Annotated in this window: 21 protein-coding genes; 13 read left to right on the plus strand and 8 right to left on the minus strand. The window is 59.1% G+C overall.

The features are described 5' to 3' along the window. Nucleotides 1-6 precede the first annotated feature (6 nt). The 5 genes from ACN9MU_RS04600 to ACN9MU_RS04620 are packed head-to-tail and all read right to left on the minus strand — an operon-like array spanning nt 7 to nt 2,125. Entirely contained in the window at nt 7-843 is an 837-nt protein-coding gene (locus ACN9MU_RS04600; protein WP_426167849.1) for an N-acetylmuramoyl-L-alanine amidase-like domain-containing protein, read from the minus strand. A 2-nt stretch (nt 844-845) separates the two neighbouring features. Beyond that, nucleotides 846-1,286 (minus strand): hypothetical protein, encoded by a 441-nt coding sequence (locus ACN9MU_RS04605; protein ID WP_426167851.1) that lies wholly within the window; start codon nt 1,284-1,286, stop codon nt 846-848. Continuing rightward, nucleotides 1,286-1,543 carry a hypothetical protein gene (locus ACN9MU_RS04610; protein WP_426320761.1) on the minus strand — a complete coding sequence of 86 codons (258 nt, stop codon included), beginning with the start codon at nt 1,541-1,543 and terminating at the stop codon, nt 1,286-1,288. The genes ACN9MU_RS04605 and ACN9MU_RS04610 overlap by 1 nt, the downstream gene beginning before the upstream one ends. A 4-nt stretch (nt 1,544-1,547) precedes the next feature. Then, nucleotides 1,548-1,850 carry an ArsR/SmtB family transcription factor gene (locus ACN9MU_RS04615; RefSeq protein ID WP_426167855.1) on the minus strand — a complete coding sequence of 101 codons (303 nt, stop codon included), beginning with the start codon at nt 1,848-1,850 and terminating at the stop codon, nt 1,548-1,550. 5 nt (nt 1,851-1,855) lie between these two features. Further along, on the minus strand, nt 1,856-2,125 hold the full coding sequence (locus ACN9MU_RS04620; protein ID WP_426167857.1) for a hypothetical protein: 270 nt from the start codon (nt 2,123-2,125) through the stop codon (nt 1,856-1,858). 113 nt (nt 2,126-2,238) lie between these two features. Between ACN9MU_RS04620 and ACN9MU_RS04625 the strand changes: the two genes are divergently transcribed. The 3 genes from ACN9MU_RS04625 to pth all read left to right on the plus strand — a co-directional run bounded on the left by ACN9MU_RS04625 (nt 2,239) and on the right by pth (nt 3,807). Beyond that, nucleotides 2,239-2,703, plus strand: coding sequence for a YybH family protein (locus ACN9MU_RS04625; protein WP_426320763.1), 465 nt, complete (start codon nt 2,239-2,241; stop codon nt 2,701-2,703). Between the two features lie 84 nt (nt 2,704-2,787). Beyond that, on the plus strand, nt 2,788-3,177 hold the full coding sequence (locus ACN9MU_RS04630; protein ID WP_426167861.1) for a hypothetical protein: 390 nt from the start codon (nt 2,788-2,790) through the stop codon (nt 3,175-3,177). A 45-nt stretch (nt 3,178-3,222) separates the two neighbouring features. Then, nucleotides 3,223-3,807: an aminoacyl-tRNA hydrolase gene (pth, locus tag ACN9MU_RS04635; RefSeq protein ID WP_426167863.1), complete on the plus strand. Its 585-nt coding sequence runs from the start codon at nt 3,223-3,225 to the stop codon at nt 3,805-3,807. On the opposite strand, the gene ACN9MU_RS04640 is transcribed toward pth, so the two are convergent. The 3 genes from ACN9MU_RS04640 to ACN9MU_RS04650 all read right to left on the minus strand — a co-directional run bounded on the left by ACN9MU_RS04640 (nt 3,804) and on the right by ACN9MU_RS04650 (nt 9,080). Continuing rightward, a complete protein-coding gene (locus tag ACN9MU_RS04640) occupies nt 3,804-5,195 on the minus strand; it encodes a DUF3999 family protein (protein ID WP_426320766.1) in 1,392 nt (463 codons plus the stop codon). The two genes, pth and ACN9MU_RS04640, sit on opposite strands and share 4 nt — an antisense overlap. Then, on the minus strand, nt 5,192-8,428 hold the full coding sequence (locus tag ACN9MU_RS04645; RefSeq protein ID WP_426344234.1) for a DUF2339 domain-containing protein: 3,237 nt from the start codon (nt 8,426-8,428) through the stop codon (nt 5,192-5,194). The genes ACN9MU_RS04640 and ACN9MU_RS04645 overlap by 4 nt, the downstream gene beginning before the upstream one ends. A 112-nt stretch (nt 8,429-8,540) precedes the next feature. Further along, nucleotides 8,541-9,080, minus strand: a complete 540-nt coding sequence (locus ACN9MU_RS04650; RefSeq protein ID WP_426344235.1) for a DinB family protein — start codon at nt 9,078-9,080, stop codon at nt 8,541-8,543. A gap of 70 nt (nt 9,081-9,150) precedes the next feature. Between ACN9MU_RS04650 and ychF the strand changes: the two genes are divergently transcribed. The 10 genes from ychF to ACN9MU_RS04700 all read left to right on the plus strand — a co-directional run bounded on the left by ychF (nt 9,151) and on the right by ACN9MU_RS04700 (nt 19,132). Further along, nucleotides 9,151-10,242 carry a redox-regulated ATPase YchF gene (gene ychF, locus ACN9MU_RS04655; protein WP_426320770.1) on the plus strand — a complete coding sequence of 364 codons (1,092 nt, stop codon included), beginning with the start codon at nt 9,151-9,153 and terminating at the stop codon, nt 10,240-10,242. A gap of 190 nt (nt 10,243-10,432) precedes the next feature. Continuing rightward, complete coding sequence (locus ACN9MU_RS04660) at nt 10,433-11,707, plus strand: tyrosine-type recombinase/integrase (protein WP_426344236.1); 1,275 nt, start codon at nt 10,433-10,435, stop codon at nt 11,705-11,707. Continuing rightward, nucleotides 11,704-12,282, plus strand: a complete 579-nt coding sequence (locus ACN9MU_RS04665; protein ID WP_426344237.1) for a hypothetical protein — start codon at nt 11,704-11,706, stop codon at nt 12,280-12,282. The genes ACN9MU_RS04660 and ACN9MU_RS04665 overlap by 4 nt, the downstream gene beginning before the upstream one ends. A gap of 112 nt (nt 12,283-12,394) precedes the next feature. Beyond that, a complete protein-coding gene (locus ACN9MU_RS04670) occupies nt 12,395-12,616 on the plus strand; it encodes a helix-turn-helix transcriptional regulator (RefSeq protein WP_426344238.1) in 222 nt (73 codons plus the stop codon). Next, nucleotides 12,616-13,362 (plus strand): KilA-N domain-containing protein, encoded by a 747-nt coding sequence (locus ACN9MU_RS04675; RefSeq protein ID WP_426344239.1) that lies wholly within the window; start codon nt 12,616-12,618, stop codon nt 13,360-13,362. The genes ACN9MU_RS04670 and ACN9MU_RS04675 overlap by 1 nt, the downstream gene beginning before the upstream one ends. 330 nt (nt 13,363-13,692) lie before the next feature. After that, on the plus strand, nt 13,693-13,971 hold the full coding sequence (locus ACN9MU_RS04680) for a hypothetical protein (protein ID WP_426344240.1): 279 nt from the start codon (nt 13,693-13,695) through the stop codon (nt 13,969-13,971). Between the two features lie 175 nt (nt 13,972-14,146). Further along, complete coding sequence (locus tag ACN9MU_RS04685) at nt 14,147-16,837, plus strand: DUF927 domain-containing protein (RefSeq protein ID WP_426344241.1); 2,691 nt, start codon at nt 14,147-14,149, stop codon at nt 16,835-16,837. Between the two features lie 433 nt (nt 16,838-17,270). Next, nucleotides 17,271-18,113 (plus strand): DUF3800 domain-containing protein, encoded by an 843-nt coding sequence (locus ACN9MU_RS04690; protein ID WP_426344242.1) that lies wholly within the window; start codon nt 17,271-17,273, stop codon nt 18,111-18,113. A gap of 315 nt (nt 18,114-18,428) precedes the next feature. Then, nucleotides 18,429-18,794 (plus strand): hypothetical protein, encoded by a 366-nt coding sequence (locus ACN9MU_RS04695; RefSeq protein WP_426344243.1) that lies wholly within the window; start codon nt 18,429-18,431, stop codon nt 18,792-18,794. Then, nucleotides 18,794-19,132, plus strand: coding sequence for a hypothetical protein (locus tag ACN9MU_RS04700; protein WP_426344244.1), 339 nt, complete (start codon nt 18,794-18,796; stop codon nt 19,130-19,132). The genes ACN9MU_RS04695 and ACN9MU_RS04700 overlap by 1 nt, the downstream gene beginning before the upstream one ends. The last annotated feature ends 12 nt before the right edge of the window (nt 19,133-19,144 follow it).

The following is a 19,144-nucleotide window of genomic DNA, read 5'->3' on the forward strand; positions in this document are numbered from 1 at the left end:
TATTGCTTACGCGCCGGGACGCGGCTGGGGCGCCGAGGGCGGCACCACGATGGCCTCGTTCAGGCGCATGAACTTGAAGCCGGCCAGGCCATTGTTGGCACGTGCCTGGGTGCGTGCGATAAAGGCTTCGAACGGTTCTTCGCGCACTTCCGGCGCCGAAGAATGCAGGAAGTGGCGTGCTCCCTGTGCATCAAGCACCACCAGGCCAACGTGGGTCACCATGTGCTGGCCCTTGCGCACAGATACTACTTCCACCATATCGCCTTCGCCCAGCGTACCGAACTCCCGCAGCGCGCGCTCAACCGGCAGGTAGCTTTCCTGCGTGTCCTGCACTGGAATGTCGCGCTGTACATGGTGCTGGACCTTGAGGAACTGCGCACGATCGACGCGCATGGCATAGCTGGCGCCGCTGCTTGCATCTGAGAGCAGCCAGTGGTTGTTGATGTTCCAGTCCACTTCCATGTAGTGGTTGCGGCTGGCTACGCCGATCACGCCGTCCTTGTATCGAATGCGCTGCAGCGTCCAGAAGAACTCCTCCCACGAGGAGCTGAGCGCCATCGCATAGGTGTGCTCGGCGAAAACCAGGCAATCGCTGGCGGACAGGCTGTACATCGGCAGCGTGTCGTGCAGCTCGTAAGGGAATTCACCCAGCAGGTTCAGCTTGTACGGCTGGCCGATATTGCGCCGGCCGACGGTAGCGATGCGCTTGCGCAGGTCGGGTTCGGCACGCCGCACCTCGGCGATGAAGGCGCCCGCTTCCTGCGGCGACATCTGGTAAATCTGTTTCGGTTCCGCCGCCGCGGTGAGCGCGGCGGCGAGCATGACACTGGCAAGGAAAGGCATGTTCAGGCTGGTTTGGTTTTCGAGGGCCAGGTGAAGTAAGACTTGGCGATATAGCCCCAGGGTACGGCAATAATGGCCAGCAGCACGCCCAGGAAAGCATAGGTGGTACTTTCCGCCGGCGAGCCGGCCAGTTCGCCGCGCGACCAGAGCGGGTAGGCGACGATGGCCAGCCACATCACCTTGTAGAGGATCTCGAGCAGGATAATCGGCAGCATCTTCACCGGGCGCAGCAAGCCAAGGCCTGCCAGCGTGGCAAAAGCCGTCCATACGGTCCATGCCACAGCCTTGTTCGGCTCCCACGGGCCCTGGTGGGTCAGGATTTCAGTCCAGGTGGTTTGGCCCAGCATGAAGAACATCAGCGCATAGAGCAGGCGCAGCAGGTAGATGTTGATGCGCATGACGCCTTCATGCCGCGCATCGCGCTGCCACAGGCGGGCCAGCATCAGCCCACCTCTTTCAGCATGGTTTCGACTTCGGCCAGACGGCCGTTCATGTTGGCCAGCGTGGCCTGCATGGCGGCCAGCGCGGCGGCGTTTTCCGCCTGGCTGGCTGCTGCTTTCGCGGCCAGTGCGTGGTAAGCCTCGGCGTTGGCCGCTTCGGCGTGCGCCTTGTGCGCGGCGGACCAGTACTTCATGCCAAAGACAATCAGTACAGTTGCCAACGGCAGGCCCAGGGTCAACAGGTAAATATGCTCGGACATACGGTCATTCCCCTTCCAGGTTGAGATGTTTGGCAGCTTCCGCGATCGCAGCGGGATCGAGCGTCAGGCGAAAATCGGCTACTTCAAAGTAGTTCAGCGCCTTGCCGTCGCTGGAAAGCTCGTGCTTGCTGGTGACAAGGCCAGCCGCCTCCAGCTTGGCAAGGTGCAGGTGCAGCAGCGGGCGGCTGATGCCTACGTCGCGGGCCAGTTGGCTGACGTAGTTGCGGCCGTCCGTTTTCAATGCAGCGATGATGCGCAAGCGGTGCGGATTGGCAAGCGCTTCCAGCACTGGCAATAGCTTTTGCATTCCACTCACTTCAACAGCAGGCGGCAGTTGGCGCTGACCGATTCGGTCGCCATCGCCCCTTTTTCGCCACGCGCTGCTTGCATGCATTGGGCGAAGCTTTCTTCCTTGGTTTTGGGACGTTCGCATTGTTCGGCCAGCAGGGTGTTCTGGGCGATCAGCATCCTGTTTTGTTCAAGCAGCTGGTCGATGCGCTCCTTGTCCGTCATTGGCGCGTCAGCGGCCAAGGCGGGGGCGGCCAGGACTGCGGCAAACATGAGGGTAGTCAGGTATTTCATGGCACGTCCTTTCTGTTTTAAATTAAAGACACGTGTAATAAATATCTTACAGGTGGAATCTGTTGTCAAGTGTTCTATGCTGAAATGACTTTTCACCACGGGAGGACGATCCAATGAAAGCGCAACTTGCAGGGGTTATGGTGCTGGTAGCCGTATGTGCTGTGCCAGCGTTGGCGGCCGACGCCAAGGCGGATGGTGCGGCGATCAAGGCGGTCGACCAGGCCTGGCTGAAAGCCTTCGCGGCAGCCGACGGCGATGGACTGGCCAAGCTGTACGACGAAAACGCGGTACTGATGCCGCCAGGTGCGCCAGCAGTCACCGGCCGTGCGGCCATCAGCGAATTCCTGCTGAAGGAGGCGCAGGGCGCCGGCAAGTCCGGCATGGTGTTCAGCTTTGGCGAGAAATCGGACAGCGGCGCAAGCGGCAACCTGGGCTGGTCGTCCGGCACCTATATGGTGAAAGACAAGGACGGCAAGGTGGTCGAGACCGGCAAGTATCTGTCGGTGGACAAGAAGGTCAACGGCAAGTGGATGTATTGGCGCGATACCTGGAACGCTGACAGCGCAGCGCCGAAATAGTTCCGCTCTTTCTTGTGCGCCAGTTCAAGGCACAAAGCGCGAGAATGGCAAACAATGGTGGCTTGCCGACAGCGGGAGGCCGCCATGGAACAGTTGACCCCGGATGACCGGACTGCCGCACAGGAGAAAGCCTTGGATGCCGTCAATTGCGAACTGGCCTTGCTGCGACAGCACATGGATGCGCGGTTCGCCAGCATGCAGGCCTCCTTCGATGCACAGTTCGCCAGCATGCAGGCCTCCACAGACGCACAGTTCACCGGCATGCGCCAATACATTGACGACGGCTTCGTGAAGCTTCGTCTCGAAATGCAGCTTTACACAAGGGATGAGATTGCCAAGGCCGTGGCACCGCTGCAGGCCCAGATCGATGCCCTGCGCGATCACGTAGACCGTATCAGCCGCTGGGGATTCGGCATGATGGCCATGATACTGATAGGCGAACTTGCCTTGCTGGCGCGCGGACTACTCGGTTGAGGGCAAGGGTATAATCTGCGGTTTTGCACTCGCAACCGCAAGACCATGCCCATCCGCCTGATCGTTGGCCTCGGCAATCCCGGCGCCGAATACGAACAAACCCGCCACAACGCCGGCTTCTGGCTGGTGGACAACCTCGCAAACTCGCTGCCGAATGCGCGCCTGCAGCGCGAATCAGGCTTCAATGCCATGGTGGCCAAGACCATCATCGGCGGCAACCAACTGTGGCTGCTGGAGCCGCAAACCTACATGAACCGCTCCGGCCAGTCGGTCGGCGCCATTGCGCGCTTCTACAAGATCCAACCGGACGAAGTGCTGGTAGTGCACGATGAACTGGACTTGCCGCCGGGCGCCGCCAAGCTGAAAAAGGGCGGTTCGTCCGGCGGCCACAATGGCCTGAAGGACATCACATCCGCCCTGGGCACCCAGGACTATTGGCGCCTGCGCATCGGCATCGGCCATCCGCGCACGCTGAACCTGAACCAGCCGGTGGCCGATTTCGTGCTGCACCGCCCGCGCCGCGAAGAGCAATTGCTGATCGAAGAAGCGATCGAAAAAGCGCTGCGCATCATCCCCACCGCCGTCGCCGGCGACTTCACCAAGGCGACGATGGAGCTGCATACCAATTAAGTGGAGCCGGCGCCGGCCTGCCGCATCAGGCGCCACACCATGCCCGCCACAAGCGCCACGCCCAGCACCAGCACGCCCCACAGGATCATCAAACGGTTCTGGGCGGCGCTGTTGTCGGCGCTTGCCTGCTTGGCTGCGTTGGCCAGCGCTTCAAGCTGCTCTTGCGCTGCGCCAGCCGTAGCGTGATCCAGCGTGCGCAATTCTGCCTCGGTAAAGCCGGGCGCCACCTCCCTGATATCGCGCTTCGCCGGCGCGGCTTTGTCGCGCCCCACAGCCAGCTTATAGGGCGGGGTGCCGCCGGCAACGAATACCAATGTGGCCGGCACCCAGCTTACGCGCAGCGCGGGTTTGACCGTCGGTGGCTGGTCGAAGCGCAGCACCCAACGGTCGCCAAGCCAGGCCGGAACCGCGATGTCGTCCGAGAGCCGTGATTTGCCATCCTTCTCCAGGCGGTAGAACGTGGTGTGCAGGGCCGGCTCGAAACGGAACTGGCCGGTGCGACGTACTTCGACGTAGTTGCCCAGCATCGCGGGCAACACCATATTGCCGCTGTCGATCTGCAGCCCGACGCGTCGAGCGGTGACGCCTGCCGGTTTGCTGTATTGCAGGTCGCGCGGGTCGCGGCCCGGTTGCGGCTGCAGCAGCAAGGATTCGAGCGGCGCTGCAGCCGGCCCCTGAACCGGCGACTGGGCGCTGATGCTGGCGAAGGGGAGCGGCTCGCCGCTGCGCCAGCTGAGGCGCGCATAGCGCATCTGGCGGGCCGGGAATTCCAGCTTGTCGTTGGCAAGTGTTTCAGCGCTGGCATTGGCCAGCCAGCTCAACTCCGCCACGCCGATAGCATCCCAGTGTTTCAGGTCGTCGCTGGCTTCCAGCCATACCTGGCCGGTATAGGTGTTGCGGCCCGGCGGCAGTGCGAAATGCAGCGCGTCGACGGTAGGCGCTTGCTGCATGCCGTCCTGCCGCAGGTCGAGCACCAGTCCCGCCAGGCGTTCCTGCGTGCGGCCGGCCGGCGCGGCGCCCTGTTGCGTGGGCAGGCGGACGGAGAGCACGCGGCCATCGCTTGCAGTGCTGACTTCCAGTCCTGCCAGCGGGGCGTCGGAACGTTCCGCCATCAGTGGGAAGATACGCACCGGAAGGGCCCGGTGGCTGATGGTTGGCGCCGCATCCGGCTGGCGCAGGGCAAATGGTTGCGGCGTGCCATGCGCATCGAACACGCGCAAATCGTTGAGCGACGGCGAGCGCGCATTCAGGTAGGCATCGCGCGGCAACTGCAATTGCACCACGCTTGGCTTGCCATTCACCGATAGCGGAATGAGGTGGGTGTAATCCTGCGGCAGATCGCTTACCGCAGTGGTGGCGACAGCAGCTGCCAAAAGCAACGCGTTCATGCTGCTTCCTTTTCATTTTCGCCGCCGCGCGCGGACGGATAGGGGGCAAGGTAACCGATGCCGACCATCAGCGCGCCAACGCCGAGGAAGGATACGATGCGCTCCACGCCGCCGACGTTGGACAGGTCCACCAGGAACAACTTGGCGACCACGACACCAAGCAGTACTGCGCCGGCGATCCACAATTTCCGGTCCTGCCTGCGGGCCGCGAAGCGCATCAACAGCAGCGCGGTCACGCTCCAGACCAGCGAGAGCATGGCTTGCACGAACTGCGATGCAAACAAGTGATCGAACTGGTACGGTACGCCGACGTAGTGCGACACGGTGCGCAGCAGCGCGAGGTTGAACCACGCGTAGGCGACCAATGCTGCGCCGGCCAGCAGCTGTGGACGGTAGGGCGAGAGCTTGTCCTGCAGCATGCGGTAGGCGGCAAGCGACAGCAGCAGCGCAAAGATGCTGGTCAGGTCAAGCGGATTTGCCAGCGGGACGTAGGGCAGCGGCGCCATTGCGCCATCCTGGCCCAGGTTCCAGACTGCCACCAGCAGCAGCGACCAGCCGCAGCCCAGCGGCAGCAACACGTCGCGGTACCACTCCGCTACCGGTTTCACGGGCCAGCCGTTGGCACGCACGCGGCGCATGACCCAGGCCAGGCCGCCCATCATCAGCCAGGCCGGCAGGAAGTTGGCCCAGGCCGGATCGGCGCCGCTGCCTTCCAGCCCGCGCGAAATCCAGTAGGCGCCAACCGGCCAGATCATCAGCCAGGGACCGGTGCTGCGCAGCGTGTGCAGGACCACTTGCGGCGCCTTGCCCAGCGTTGCGCCACGCATCAGCCATTCGGAGAGCAGCCACAGGGCGGCGTAGGCAAACCATACCTCGCCGGCGGGCACCGTGATGCTGCTATACAGCGCGCCAAGCATGCCCAGCGTAGTCATGCCGAACAGCAGCCATGCCGGCAGCACTGCGGCGCGCAGGGCTGGCCAGGACAGGCGTTGCGCCAGCTTGACGAACAGCGGCGTAGTAGCGACGACCACCAGGTTGTAGGCGCTGGCACGCAACGGGCTATGCGGCTCAAAGTCGCCGGTGGTGGCGAGTTCATAATGGGCCAGCAGCCAGTTGGCAATCGTCGGCACGATCACCAGCAGCCACCATACGCCGGCATACGCCAGTACCGCATTCGACCAGGCAGGCGGGTATTGCGAGCCGTGGCGCTTCAGCGTCCAGGCGCTGAACACGGCGCCGGCCAGCAGCATCACGCTGCCCAGGAAAGGCGTGGCGAACAAGTCCGGCGACATCGGTGCAACGTGCCAGTTCAAGGCGAGCAGGAAGGCCAGCACCAGGCCCGCCAGCAGTTGTATGCCCAGGGCCAGGCCGCGTGCCATTGGCCAGGCCAGGCGGCGTCCGATCAGGGCCATGACGACGGCTGCGCCAAGGGCACTGGCAACCAGCAGGTTGGCCTGTAGTTTGCCGCTGGTGCGAAGAATGACTTCGGTCCAGGCGCCGCCGACCAGCCAGATAGCGGAGCCGGCGAGAAACAGCGCCCCCAGCAGTTGCAGGCGGCCCAGGCCCTCTTCGCCGGAATGGCTGCGGAAACGCATGGCCATGATGCAGGCGCTGATCGCCAGCAGCAGGAAGCCCAGCCACAGGTTGGAATGCATGGCGGCCTCCGGATCCAGGCCGGACACCGAACCGATGAAGCTGACCCAGGCGCCCAGCTGTACCAGCAGGCCGAAGCCCCAGGCCAGCGGCTGGCGCTGGCGCAGGCCGATCCAGACGATGCCGGCGCCTTCCAGCGCCCAGGCGGCAGAGGTCCAGCGGCCGTCGAGCGCCATCGGAATGGCGAGCGTGCCGAACACCACAGCCAGTGCGGTGAAGGCATCGACCAGCAGGCCGTAGGTGGCGCGGCGGCGCGCCAGCGAGATTGCCAGCGCGGCGTAGAACAGGCCAAGTACTAGGGCGGAATAGGCCATGCCGAATTCGAAGCCCTTGACCAGGCCGAATTGCAGGCTGGCGGCGAGCATCGGCGTGCCGAAGACCAGCGTGCCGTCGACATAGCCTTTCAGCTTGGGCGCCTCGAGGTGGGCGTAGGCGACGGCGATGCCGACGTAGTACAGGAAGAACAGTGCCAGGAAGCCTTGCACCGACAGGTAGAACTGCGGCTCATAGCGCAGCACGCCCCAGGCGGTGCCAATGGCAAAAGTGAACGCGAAGCCGAGCAGGTTCAGTGCGCGCCAGGAGCGCTTGAGGGCGATCGCCAGCACCCCGGCGTTAAGCAGGGCGTAATAGCTGAACAGGCCGACGTGGCTGCCCTGGCCGGTGGACGCCAGGATCGGCGCCGCGAAGCCGCCGGTAATGCCGAAGATGGCCAGCCATTGCGCGTTTTGCAGCACCGCCAGCAGGCAAGTGCCAAGCGTCAGCAGGAACAGCATGACGAAGGCCATGCCGCCCGGGATCAGGTGGTAGATGCGGAAGGCGCCAAACACCACCAGCATCAGCACCGCCATGCAGGTGCCCTGCAGCGGCAGGCTGACGCCTTTGTTGCTGTTGCGGATGCGCCAGGCCCATGCCAGCGCGGCCAGGTCGGCGAGCACGATGCCGGCCAGGCGCAGTTCGATCGGCACAGTGACGCGGGCGGCAGCATATTTCAGCAGGAAGCTGACGCCGATGAAAAGGATGAGAAGGCCGATCTTCGCCACCAGGTTGCCTTCGAACAGCCAGTTCCGGGCGGCGGTCAACCAGGCTGGCGGCTCGCTTGGCGGCCGGTGTGGGCGCGCGGGAGCCGGGGCTTGTTCGGCCCTGCTTGCCTTGGCAGCAGGTTCTGGACGCGGCGCAGCAGGTGGCTCGGCATTTGCGGTGGGCGATGCAGCGGCGGCTATCTCGGCCAGAGGTTCGGGCGTGGCGGCTTGCTCAATTGGCGCCGCAGGTGTGACGGCCAGTGCCGGCGCTGGCGTTGGCTGCTGCGCTTGCTCTGGGAGCACAGCGGTACGCGCTGGCAGCGGCTCGCGCTCGGCCGGCCGCGATCGCTCGACGGAAGGCGCCGCTGCAGCTGGCGGTTCCGGCGCGACGGCTGCTTGCTGGGCAGCGGTGCGTTGCTGGAGGCCGGCAAGGGCGATTTCCAACGCAGCAAGGTCGCGCTGCAACTCGAGGGCATGCTCGCGTGCCTGTCGGGCATCGCGGCGCGCGAGCCAGGCCCAGCGCGACACAAGCGCCAGCACGATAAACCACAGCAAATCCATGAATGCTCCTATATTGTACTAATGGCATTATTTTCCATCGGTAACAATATTACAAGCGCCAGCGATACCCGTATCGCCGATTGCCCAGAGGCGTATCAGGATCTGATCCTGCTCAAACCTCCGCCTCAGGAACCAGCAACAGCAGGTCCGTCGTACCCACGTCAACCCCGGCCTGGGACAGCAGGGTGGTGGCCTGGCCGCGATGATGGGTTTGGTGATTGAAGAAATGCAGCACCAATAGCCCGAGTTGCCGCTGGTTGGCTTCGCCGTTCATGCGGCGATAGCTGATGACGGCGTCCAGGTCCGCCTCCGTCAGGCCGGCGCTCCAGTCTAGGATCAGGCGGTCAAGCCAGGCCCGGTGCTCGCGCAGGGCGGGCAGGGAATCGAAGAGCGGCTGATCCAGCGCGATCGGCGCCGGCAAGGCCAACACAGGCGCGAGTGCGGCGGCAAAGCGCGGATGGACGCCGATGCGTTTCAGCCAGATGGTGTCTGCCACTGCGATATGGTTCAGGGTCGCCAGCAGGGAGCCAAAGAACGCGCCGCGGTCTGCCGTCAATTCCTTCGCCGGCAAGGCCGCCGCCGCTTCGTACAGCTTGTTGTTCATCCACTCGTTGTAGCGGGCCAGCAGGGCGATATGGGCGGTTCTTGACATGTTCTGGGGTACAATCTCGGTCTATTTGCGGAAAATTCCGTAGCAGAACAATATCATTTAAAGGTTTTCCATGAGTCTCAAATGCGGCATCGTCGGCCTGCCTAACGTCGGCAAGTCCACTCTTTTCAATGCACTGACCAAGGCCGGCATCGCGGCCGAGAACTACCCGTTCTGCACCATCGAGCCCAACGTCGGCGTGGTGGAAGTGCCTGATCCGCGCCTGAAGCAGCTGGCTGAAATCGTCAAGCCGGAACGCATCCTGCCTGCCATCGTGGAATTCGTCGACATCGCCGGCCTGGTGGCTGGCGCCTCCAAGGGTGAAGGCCTGGGCAACCAGTTCCTGTCCCACATCCGCGAAACCGACGCTATCGTGAACGTGGTGCGCTGCTTCGAAGACGACAACGTGGTGCACGTGGCCGGCCGCGTATCGCCGCTGGACGACATCGAAGTGATCCAGACCGAGCTGGCGCTGGCCGACCTGTCGACCGTGGAAAAAACCATCGCCCGCGAGCAGAAGAAAGCCCGCTCCGGCGACAAGGATTCGGCCAAGCTGGTAGCCCTGCTGGAAACCCTGGTGCCGCACCTGAACGAAGCCAAGCCAGTGCGCGCCATGGGCCTGGGCGCCGAAGACATGGCTTTGATCAAGCCGCTGTGCCTCATCACCGCCAAGCCAGCCATGTACGTGGCCAATGTGTCCGACAGCGGCTTCACCAACAACCCGCTGCTGGACCAACTGACCAAGTACGCCGAAGCCCAGAACGCGCCGATCGTGGCCATCTGTGCCGCCATCGAAGCGGAAATCGCCGAACTGGACGACGCCGACAAGGAAGCCTTCCTGGCCGACATGGGCATGGCCGAACCTGGCCTGGACCGCCTGATCCGCGCCGGCTTCAAGCTGCTCGGCCTGCAGACCTACTTCACCGCCGGCGTGAAGGAAGTGCGCGCCTGGACCATCCACGTTGGCGATACCGCACCGCAAGCGGCCGGCGTCATCCACACCGACTTCGAGCGCGGCTTCATCCGCGCCCAGACCATCGCCTTCGACGATTACATCGCGTTCAAAGGGGAAACCGGCGCCAAGGAAGCGGGCAAGATGCGCGCTGAAGGCAAGGAATACGTGGTCAAGGATGGCGACGTGCTGAACTTCCTGTTCAACGTTTAAACGGATAGTTGATTCCTGGAAATTCCGAGTCGTACCGAGAAGCCCCGCTTTCCTAGAGAATGCGGGGCTTTTTCATTCTGAGGAGCTCTGAGCTGGACATTGAAATCTGAGATGAAAGCGGGTATGTTGGCGGGTATGATCACAAAACCCGCCTCGAAAAAAGCGGGTACAAGGAAAGCGAAGCATACCTGTGTTGAACGATACCAAGTGCAGAACCGCGAAAGCCCAAGATAAGCCCTACAAACTGACTGATGGCAAGGGCCTCTATCTGGAAGTGAAGCCAAACGGCGTAAAGGCGTGGCGCTATCGTTTCAAACTTGTCCGGGAGGGCGCGGTTAAAGAAAGCGTGTTCGCAATCGGCGAATACGTTGTGGCACCAAACGGAGAGACGCTAGAGGCCGCACTGGCTCGACGGGCTGGCGGAAGTTTCACTTTGGCAGAGGCGCGTGATGAGCGGGCCAAGGCGCGCGCGCTGGTCAAGCAGGGTATCAACCCAGCCCATAATCGCCAATTGGAGCGCGTGAAGCGGGAGCAGGACAGCGCCAATACTTTCGAGGCGGTGGCGCGTGAATGGGTGGCGCTCAAGACGTGGGAGCCAGTCACCAAGACACGCAGACTCGACATGCTTGCTCGCGTGGTCTTTCCGAAAATCGGAATGTTGCCGGTCAAACAAATCACGCCAGCCCACATCCTCGATGTTATGCAGACGTCGGCAAAGAAGAACGGGCCGAGCGTGGCTGCGGAGGCCCGGCGCACAATGTCCGGTGTCTTTGAGTTGGCAGTTTCTACCCTACGAGCGGACTCTGACCCTACCTATCCTGTGCGCAAGGCGCTGCCGTCTAATAAGACCCAGCATAAGCGCGCCCTCGCCCCAGATGAAGTCGGACAGTTGTTGCGTGATTTTGATGGGCATGGCGGCAAATTCGAAACGTCGTGCGCATTCCAACTTATGTGGTGGACACTGGGCCGTCCTAGCGAGGTTGCCGAAGCTAGGTGGGATGAGTTCGATTTAGAAGGGGCCATTTGGCGCATTCCCGCAAGTCGTATGAAGATGCGCCGAGACCATGTAGTACCGCTTCCGACGCAAGCGGTTGAAATGTTACGTGCGTTGAATGGTGTGACCGGACGCCATGCATTGCTCTTCCCGAATCGGGATGATCGAACCAAGCCTATGGCGACCGCCTCTTTTCGGCAAGCCTTGTTCGTCCTTGGTTGGGCTGGAAAGTTTAGCCCTCACGCTACCCGCACCACGGGCAGCACACTGCTAAACGGCATGGGATTCCCTGCTGACTGGATTGAGCGCCAGCTTGCGCATACTGAGTCGAATGCCGTTCGTCGCACCTATAACCATGCCGACTATTTGAGTGACCGCGCAAAGATGATGCAGCAGTGGGCCAACACGCTCGATGCCTGGAAAACGAATGAGACGGGCAAGGTAGTGCCTTTGCGTATGGTGGCAGCATGAATAAGCTGGTAGATAAAGCTGCACGTTTGGCGGCAATGGAGAATCTGGCAAAGCACTTTTTGTCCAAGGCGTACAGCGGCGAGAACACCGCATCAGAACTGAGAGCGCGCCACGAGATTGCGACTGCGGAGCTCGTCTCGGGCGGAGACAATTTTGATGCACACGATGTCATGTGGCTTTTCAGTCTTCTTGAATACCGCGCAATCTCGGAAGTAAACAAGTTTGCAGCGTTAGCTCAGACGACCGATCCTGATGCGATGTTGAAGTATGGGCTCCCGAAAGAAGTGGTAAACAATGTCAAGGTGTTGAAGGCGCACAATGGACGCCAGGCCAAGAAGGTGTCGGCCAACAACGCCCGTGAATCCAAACAGGCTGCCAAGGATAAGATCGAGTTCCAAACTTGGGTGAAGAAGACAATCAAGCTGGAGGAGCATTCTGGGTCAATTCAAATTGACGATGTGCGCGGAATGAACGGGTTCAAGGTCACTTGGAGGCAAACGGACGTTACGCTGAAGTTATGGCTAAAAGAAGCAATTCCAGGCTTCTCGTTTAAGCGTGGCGCTAGAAAGAAATAGTCGCGCCGTCAGCAAATAGTATTTGCTGACGGCGGCTGGAATTTTCATCGCCGCCAATGTAATTCAAAGTTGCAGCCATCCCGGAATCAACCGGATCTTATCGGAGCATACGATGGCTGAACAAATCAAATCTGCACCGCGCATCATTCGGCGCGAAGAGGTCAAGTATAAGACGGGCCTGCCTACATCAACGATTTACGAGCGCGTGAAGGCGGGTACTTTCCCAATTCCTATCCGTCTCGGAGTCGGTGCGAAGGCAACGGGCTGGGTGGAAGCTGAAGTTGATCTCTGGATCTCGGAACAGATCAACAACCGTGATCGTGTGGCTGGGTAATGGGGCGCTCCGAAAACAATGTGGCATGCCGCCACATCATTACACCTAGCCGACCAGGGCGCTGCTCGCAACCAAGCGCTGTATTCAAGGGGCGAACACACGCTGGGGAGTGGGAGTACAACGGTAAGCCAGTTCAATTCACTGGTGACGGATGGTTTAACGCTACTGAGGTGGCGAAGCGCTTCGACAAGCGCCTGGACAATTGGTTGGCGAATGACGAAACCCAAGCCTATCTGAGCGCACTCGGCGCTGCCCTTAATACCTGGAATTCCAGGGATTTGATTCGCGTCAAGCGGGGGCGCTACGGAGGTACATGGCTCCATCCAAAGCTGGCAGTCGCATTCGCACGCTGGCTGGACATACGCTTCGCTGTCTGGTGCGATATGCAGATTGATAATATCCTGCGCGGTGGGCTGACCTTGTGGCACAAGTCGGGGAGAGCGCCCAGCGAGACTCCTGACCGCGAGGCGCTGCTGGCCGTCGTCGCAGCCGTAGTTGCCCGTCACCGTCTGTCCTTCCGTGCGGTCTATGATGCGTTAAATCGGTTTGCAGGCGTGACGCATGCGCGCGAAATGAACTGCGAACAAGTTATTCAATCTGCTGAATTCGGCGCTCGCTTGTTGGCGGGTAACGCTACGCCCGACGACTTCGCGCGTGTTGAACAGTGCCGAGCCGACCGCAACGGTGAATCTTTACAGTTGATGCTGCCATTCCTCTCTGACGTTATGGCAGGAGGTGCCCAGTGAGCGCCTGCTGCAAGACTGGCGAGCTGCGCGGCCACGAGTCCATTAATGTCAACGCCCTTGTCTCTCTGGGGCGAATGACATATCCTATTAATGTTCCCGAAAAAGAAGGAACCAGGGGTGGAAGCCTGAAAACAGTAGAGCGCACAAGCCGCGCAAGCGGCATTGTTTTGTGTGCTTGCCTTCGTGCGTCTCAATGGAGCGGCGGTGGTGTGGGAGCCTATGTGCTCGCTGGTTTCGCTTTGCTGTACCAGTCTTCCAACCCGCCATTTGCCGCTCCCCCCGTTTGGAAGCGGGGCTGCGGCGTACACCCAAACAGCAAGGAGGGCACACATGCCTAATCATTCCCGCACTTCAGCGCAAGCGCGCCCAGAATTTACTCACCCCCATATTGCTCAATCGACTTTGAGCGCGTCGGCATACGTCGAAAACCAAGATCGGTTTGACGCCACCACAGCGCAGTTGCGTTCGCTACTCTCACTGATTTCCGGTGAAGGCTTCACAGCATTTAAGAATTTGTCTGACGAGAATCAACAGCGGCTCATTTGGTTGGCATCCGATTTGACCGACAAAATCGAGAGCATAGGCAGTTTCGTGGAAATTCAATCGTGATGATTGCCTCTCAAGCCAAAGGCATTGCCGTGCCGCTGATCATCTCTTGATGACTGCGTTCTGAGACTCCGATACACCCAAACAACATGATTAATAAAGTGAAACGACTGGGCGACCAGTCGAACGGGGACTGCTACGCCGGTCCCGCTGCAAAAAGCCAGTTCAGGAGGCGCGCATGAACGCCCCGATCAACATCGAGCAACAATTCGCGGCAACTATGGCCGAGTTCGGGTTGGCCCCAAATGAAGTCATTGCCGACGGCGTAATACATCGCTTTGATGCGCCAGGCGAAAGGCCGGGGAAGCGCTCCGGGTGGTATGTGCTGTACGCGGATGCTCTGCCAGCAGGCTCCTTTGGAGACTGGCGCACGGGGGCGGTCGAAACGTGGTGCGCCAAGGGGGAGTGCGCAAGCATGTCGCCTGAGGAGAGCAAAGCTTATCGTCAACGGATCGCAGAAAGCAAAGCGGCCGCAGCAAATGAACGCGAGAAACTGGCTGAATCCGCACGCCAAAGATGCCTTGAGTTGTGGGAGCAGTCTGGGCCAGTGGAGGTCAACCATCCATATGTGATGGAGAAGGCGATCAAACCAAAGGGAGCTAGACAGTCCGGCGAGCGCTTGATGATTCCACTTCGTGACTCCGACGGAGAGTTGCACAGCATGCAGTTCATTTGGGGCGATGGTGCAAAAAAGCGCTTCAAGTCTAATGGCCTAATTGCAGGCAACTATTGCTCAATCGGAGATCTCGCTGAGCCAGGCTCGCCGATTCTGATTTGCGAAGGCTGGGCCACTGGTTGCAGTCTGCATGAGGCGACCGGTTGGCCTGTCGCAGCGGCGATGAGTGCCGGAAACCTGTTGCGTGTGGCTCAGGCGCTGCGCTCGAAATTTCCGGAAAAGACCTTGATAATCTGCGCCGACAATGATGCGGAAACTGAAGGGAATCCCGGTGTCGTCAAAGCGCGTGAGGCCGCTATAGCGGTGCAGGCGCGCCTGGCTTTACCGACCTTTGGCGACGCAAACCAGGTGGGCGGCACGGACTTCAACGACTTGCACAGAGCTCTCGGTTTGCCATCGGTGCGAGATTCCGTCAACGCAGCATCGCCGGTCCTCGCCGTTGAGGTCAATGCGACCGCTGCTGATCTGGCGCCCGCACCCGATGCTCCAGCGAATTTGCGCCCACGCTTCAGTGTGTCCGAAAAGGGCGTGTTTTACATTGGCGTTAAGCACGACAGCAAAGCAGAGGTGGACGTGGAGCTCCCACCGGTTTGGCTATGTGACCGCCTCGAAATTATCGGCCGTGGCGAGGACGATGCTGGGCGCGGGTACCGCATCGTGCGATGGAACAGTCGAGGCAGTGGCACGGAGCGCGTTAACGCATTTCCTCTGGCGATGATCGGCGAGCGTGAAGGTTGGGCGATGTTACGTGAACGCGGATTGGCTATCGCCACCACGAGAGCTGCACTCGAAAAACTTTCTGGCTATTTGCAAACGGAAGGGAGTGACGAGCTGTACTTTGTAACGGAAAGCGGCGGTTGGACACATGGTGCATATGTCTTGCCCAATGGTAAGGTTCTGGGGACGCCAACCGCCCCTCTGTTCTACCGGGGAGACAAAAGCGGCGCAAATGCGTACATGACTAAAGGCACCGTTGAAGAATGGCGCGAAACCGTTGCGCGACTGGCGCAGGGTAATACTCGCCCAATGTTGAGCCTGGCCGTGGCCTTCGCCGCACCCCTGCTGCATTTCTCTGGATTGGAGTCTGGCGGATTCCACTTGTACGGCCCGTCGGGTGCAGGAAAAACGACGTCCGCGAAGGTCGGGGCTTCAGTCTGGGGGACTCCGAGTGAACAAGTTCTGAATTGGGACGCGACTGCGCTCGCGCTCGCGAATGCGGCGGCCGCGCGGAATGATGGATTGATGCTGCTTGATGAGATGGGCCAAGGCAATCCGGAGGCCGTGAGTATGGCCGCATATCGCCTTTTTAACGGCACTGGAAAGATGCAGGGGGCAAAGGACGGTGGGAACCGCGAACAGGCCCGCTGGCGTGTCATGGTGCTCTCCACTGGGGAAATCGATCTGTCAGCTTTTATGAGCGGTGGCGGTAAGAGGACGCGGGCAGGTCAGGAAGTTCGTTTAGCGAGCCTGCCTGCGGACGTAGGAAAGGGCTATGGTGCGTTCAATCAACTCAATGGCTATCCTGACAGCGGGCAACTCGCTGAGGCAATGGAGATCGCTGCGCGCCATAATCATGGCACCGTAGGCCGCGAATTTATTGAGCGCATTGCTCCGAAAAGCGATGAGATTACTATGCGGCTGCGTAACGCAATCAAGAGGGTTCACGATGGCTTGCCGAAGGAGTGTTCGGGGCAGGTTCGTCGAGTGGCCTCCCGATTTGCAGTGGCGGCCGAGGCTTTGGAAATCGCTACAGACGAAGGGTTGACAGGATGGAACCAAGACGACGGGCACAAAGCAGTGATGGCGTGCCTCGAATGTTGGCTGGGACGCTATGGAGTCGGGAATCGTGAAGACGAGCAGATTATTACTCAGGCTGAAGCGTGGTTCGCTGCGCATGCGTGGTCCCGATTCGTCGATTGTCTCAATCCGTCTCAGCCTGCCGTGCACAACCGCGCTGGATTCCAGAAAACGATCAACGGGGCTTCGTTCTGGCTGGTCTTTCCATCGACGTTTTCTGAGGAAATTGCATCGGGATTCGACAAGGTGGCGGCTGCTGATGTCCTTGCGAAAGCAGGAATGCTAAGACGGGGTAATGATGGAAAGGCGACGAGTAAGCACAAGACGCCAGAACATAAGGACGGCGCGCGGTTCTACAGATTTGACTTGACCGTGCGTAAGGATCAAGGGGAATAGCTTCTGTACCAAAAACAAATCGGTGGAACCGGTGGAACTGTGGAACCAGCTCGCTAACTCGTAAAAATCAAAGCGATTGATAGTTCCACCGTGGTTCCACCAATTTCAGCAATGGTGGAACCCAAGTACAGACTCATGCCGAAGTAACGCCCCCCCGAAGGTGGAACATCGGTGGAACCAATAATCGCTGAAAATTCAATGCCTTAATGCGAAGGTTCCACTGTTCCCGCAGTTCCACTGCATTATTTGTGATAGTTAAGATGCCCCGCACTTTGTGTTAGGTGGTGGGGATTTTAACGGACAAGTGTGCTTGCGATGTATTTCGACATCATTTACTTGCATCGCGGCAACAATTGCGCTAGCTCAAACTAAAAGTCATACATCGAGGTGAGCACAGCAGTAAAATATAACCTTCTGAAAAGACATCTTGAGCATGAGCCGCGAAATTTCCATCTACTGTGATGAGTCCGACAAATCGGGCAAGCACTTCTCTAATTTCTATGGTGGGGCACTTGTCGAGTCCATCCACCTAGGGGAAGTAATTGCGAGGCTTGAAGCAAAAAAATTGGAACTCAATCTCGGGGCAGAAGTGAAATGGCAGAAGATTAGTTCGGCCTACGCTGTGAAGTACATGGAATTTCTGGACGAAGTTTTTGCCCTAATGGCACAGGGTGCGCTGAAAATGCGCGTAATGTTTACTCAGAATTATTACCGTCCAAAAAACCTGACGGCCGAGCAAAGGGATAACGAGTTCTTTCTGCTTTACTACCAATTTGTAAAACACGCTTTTGGCCTCGCTCACGCTGGCGTGGAGGGTGGAGAAACCGCGCTCCGCATGTACTTCGATCAGCTCCCAGATACAAAAGAAAAATGCGAGGCATTTAAAGGATATGTCCTCGGGCTGAATCAAAGTAAACCGTTCCGTGATGCTCGCATGCTTATCAAAAAGGATCAGATTGCTGAGATTGACTCGAAAGAGCATGTGGTACTGCAGAGTTTGGACATCGTAATGGGCGCTATTCAATTCCGCTTAAACGATAAGCATCTTGAGAAGCCAGAAGGTTCGCGGTTCCGTGGAAAACGGACCATCGCGAAAGAAAAGGTCTACAAGCATGTGCTGAATCACATTAAGAATTTGCACGGGTACAATTTCAACATCGGGGTGAGCACTGGAACGGGAGGGGACGCTACTGTGCATTGGTCTCACCACTATCGGCACTGGTTGTTTGTGCCCCGGGAGTATGAGACTGATGAGAGTTTTGTGAAGCGGAAATAGAAAAGCCCCGCGTCAGCTACATAAGTGTCCCAAGTGGAACTTGGGCGTTCGCTGGATACGAAGGGCTTACCCAATTATATACAAGTTATCACGGGTCCGTCATTAAAAATTGTTACGCTTAGCCGTTCATTTGTGGTACCGATGTTTGCCGAAATTGACGAGAAGGCGGAGGATTTACTTGTCATTGAGGCAATGTTTCTTGTCATGGTTGGGTCGAAGACACCTTTCCTTCTTCTGAAGGGAACGTATGATTTTAATGGCTCTGGTGCAACTTACTTTCGAACGTCAGATTAGAACTATTACGGGTGAACGACTATGACGAACTTTGATAGCTTGGTCAAAATTTTGGGAGAGATTGCGCCAATCGTGCTTGGCGCCTTAACCGCGCTAGTTAGCGTGCTCTCATGGTGGCTGTCGCATCTGAACGAAAAAAGGCGGCGCGAGCTAGGGGTACTGAAGACTCGTTCAGTCCTAATGCAACTGGCTTTAATGAAAGCGGACGCTAGTCCGCTGGAGCAGAAGGTCATCGCTGAGTTGATTGCTGAATTTCAGAAAAAACTTCCTGAAACGCCGGAAAAAAAGCCGTCGCGGGGAGATTTGCTAACCTATAAGGTTGCGCGGTTGAGGGAGTATTTGGCAAACGACAGTGCATTGGATCGAGTTGTGAAAGGGGTTTGGTAATGTCTCTTACTCCTACCGAAATGTTTCTTTATGGCTTCGCGGGCAGCGTAGCGGTAGACATTGTTACTGCGGCCAAGGTTTACGACGCGCATCAAATTGTTGTACCTGAACGTTATCATCGTTTCATGTTCTATGTCGTTCGGCTCCTAGTGGCCGTTATTGCAGGCGGCCTGGCGGTTGCCTATGACATCGATAAGCCCTTATTGGCTGCAAACATTGGCGCTGCAACTCCGTTGATTGTGCAAGCATTTGCCCAGGGCGTTATGCCTAGCGGGGCTCCAAGTGTGCCTGGCACTACAGTGCCTCCTGATCCGATTCAAGAAACACCCCTGAAATAAGCTTGTAGGATG

The organism is Pseudoduganella sp. R-32, assembly GCF_049913245.1.
Taxonomy (GTDB): domain Bacteria; phylum Pseudomonadota; class Gammaproteobacteria; order Burkholderiales; family Burkholderiaceae_D; genus Rugamonas.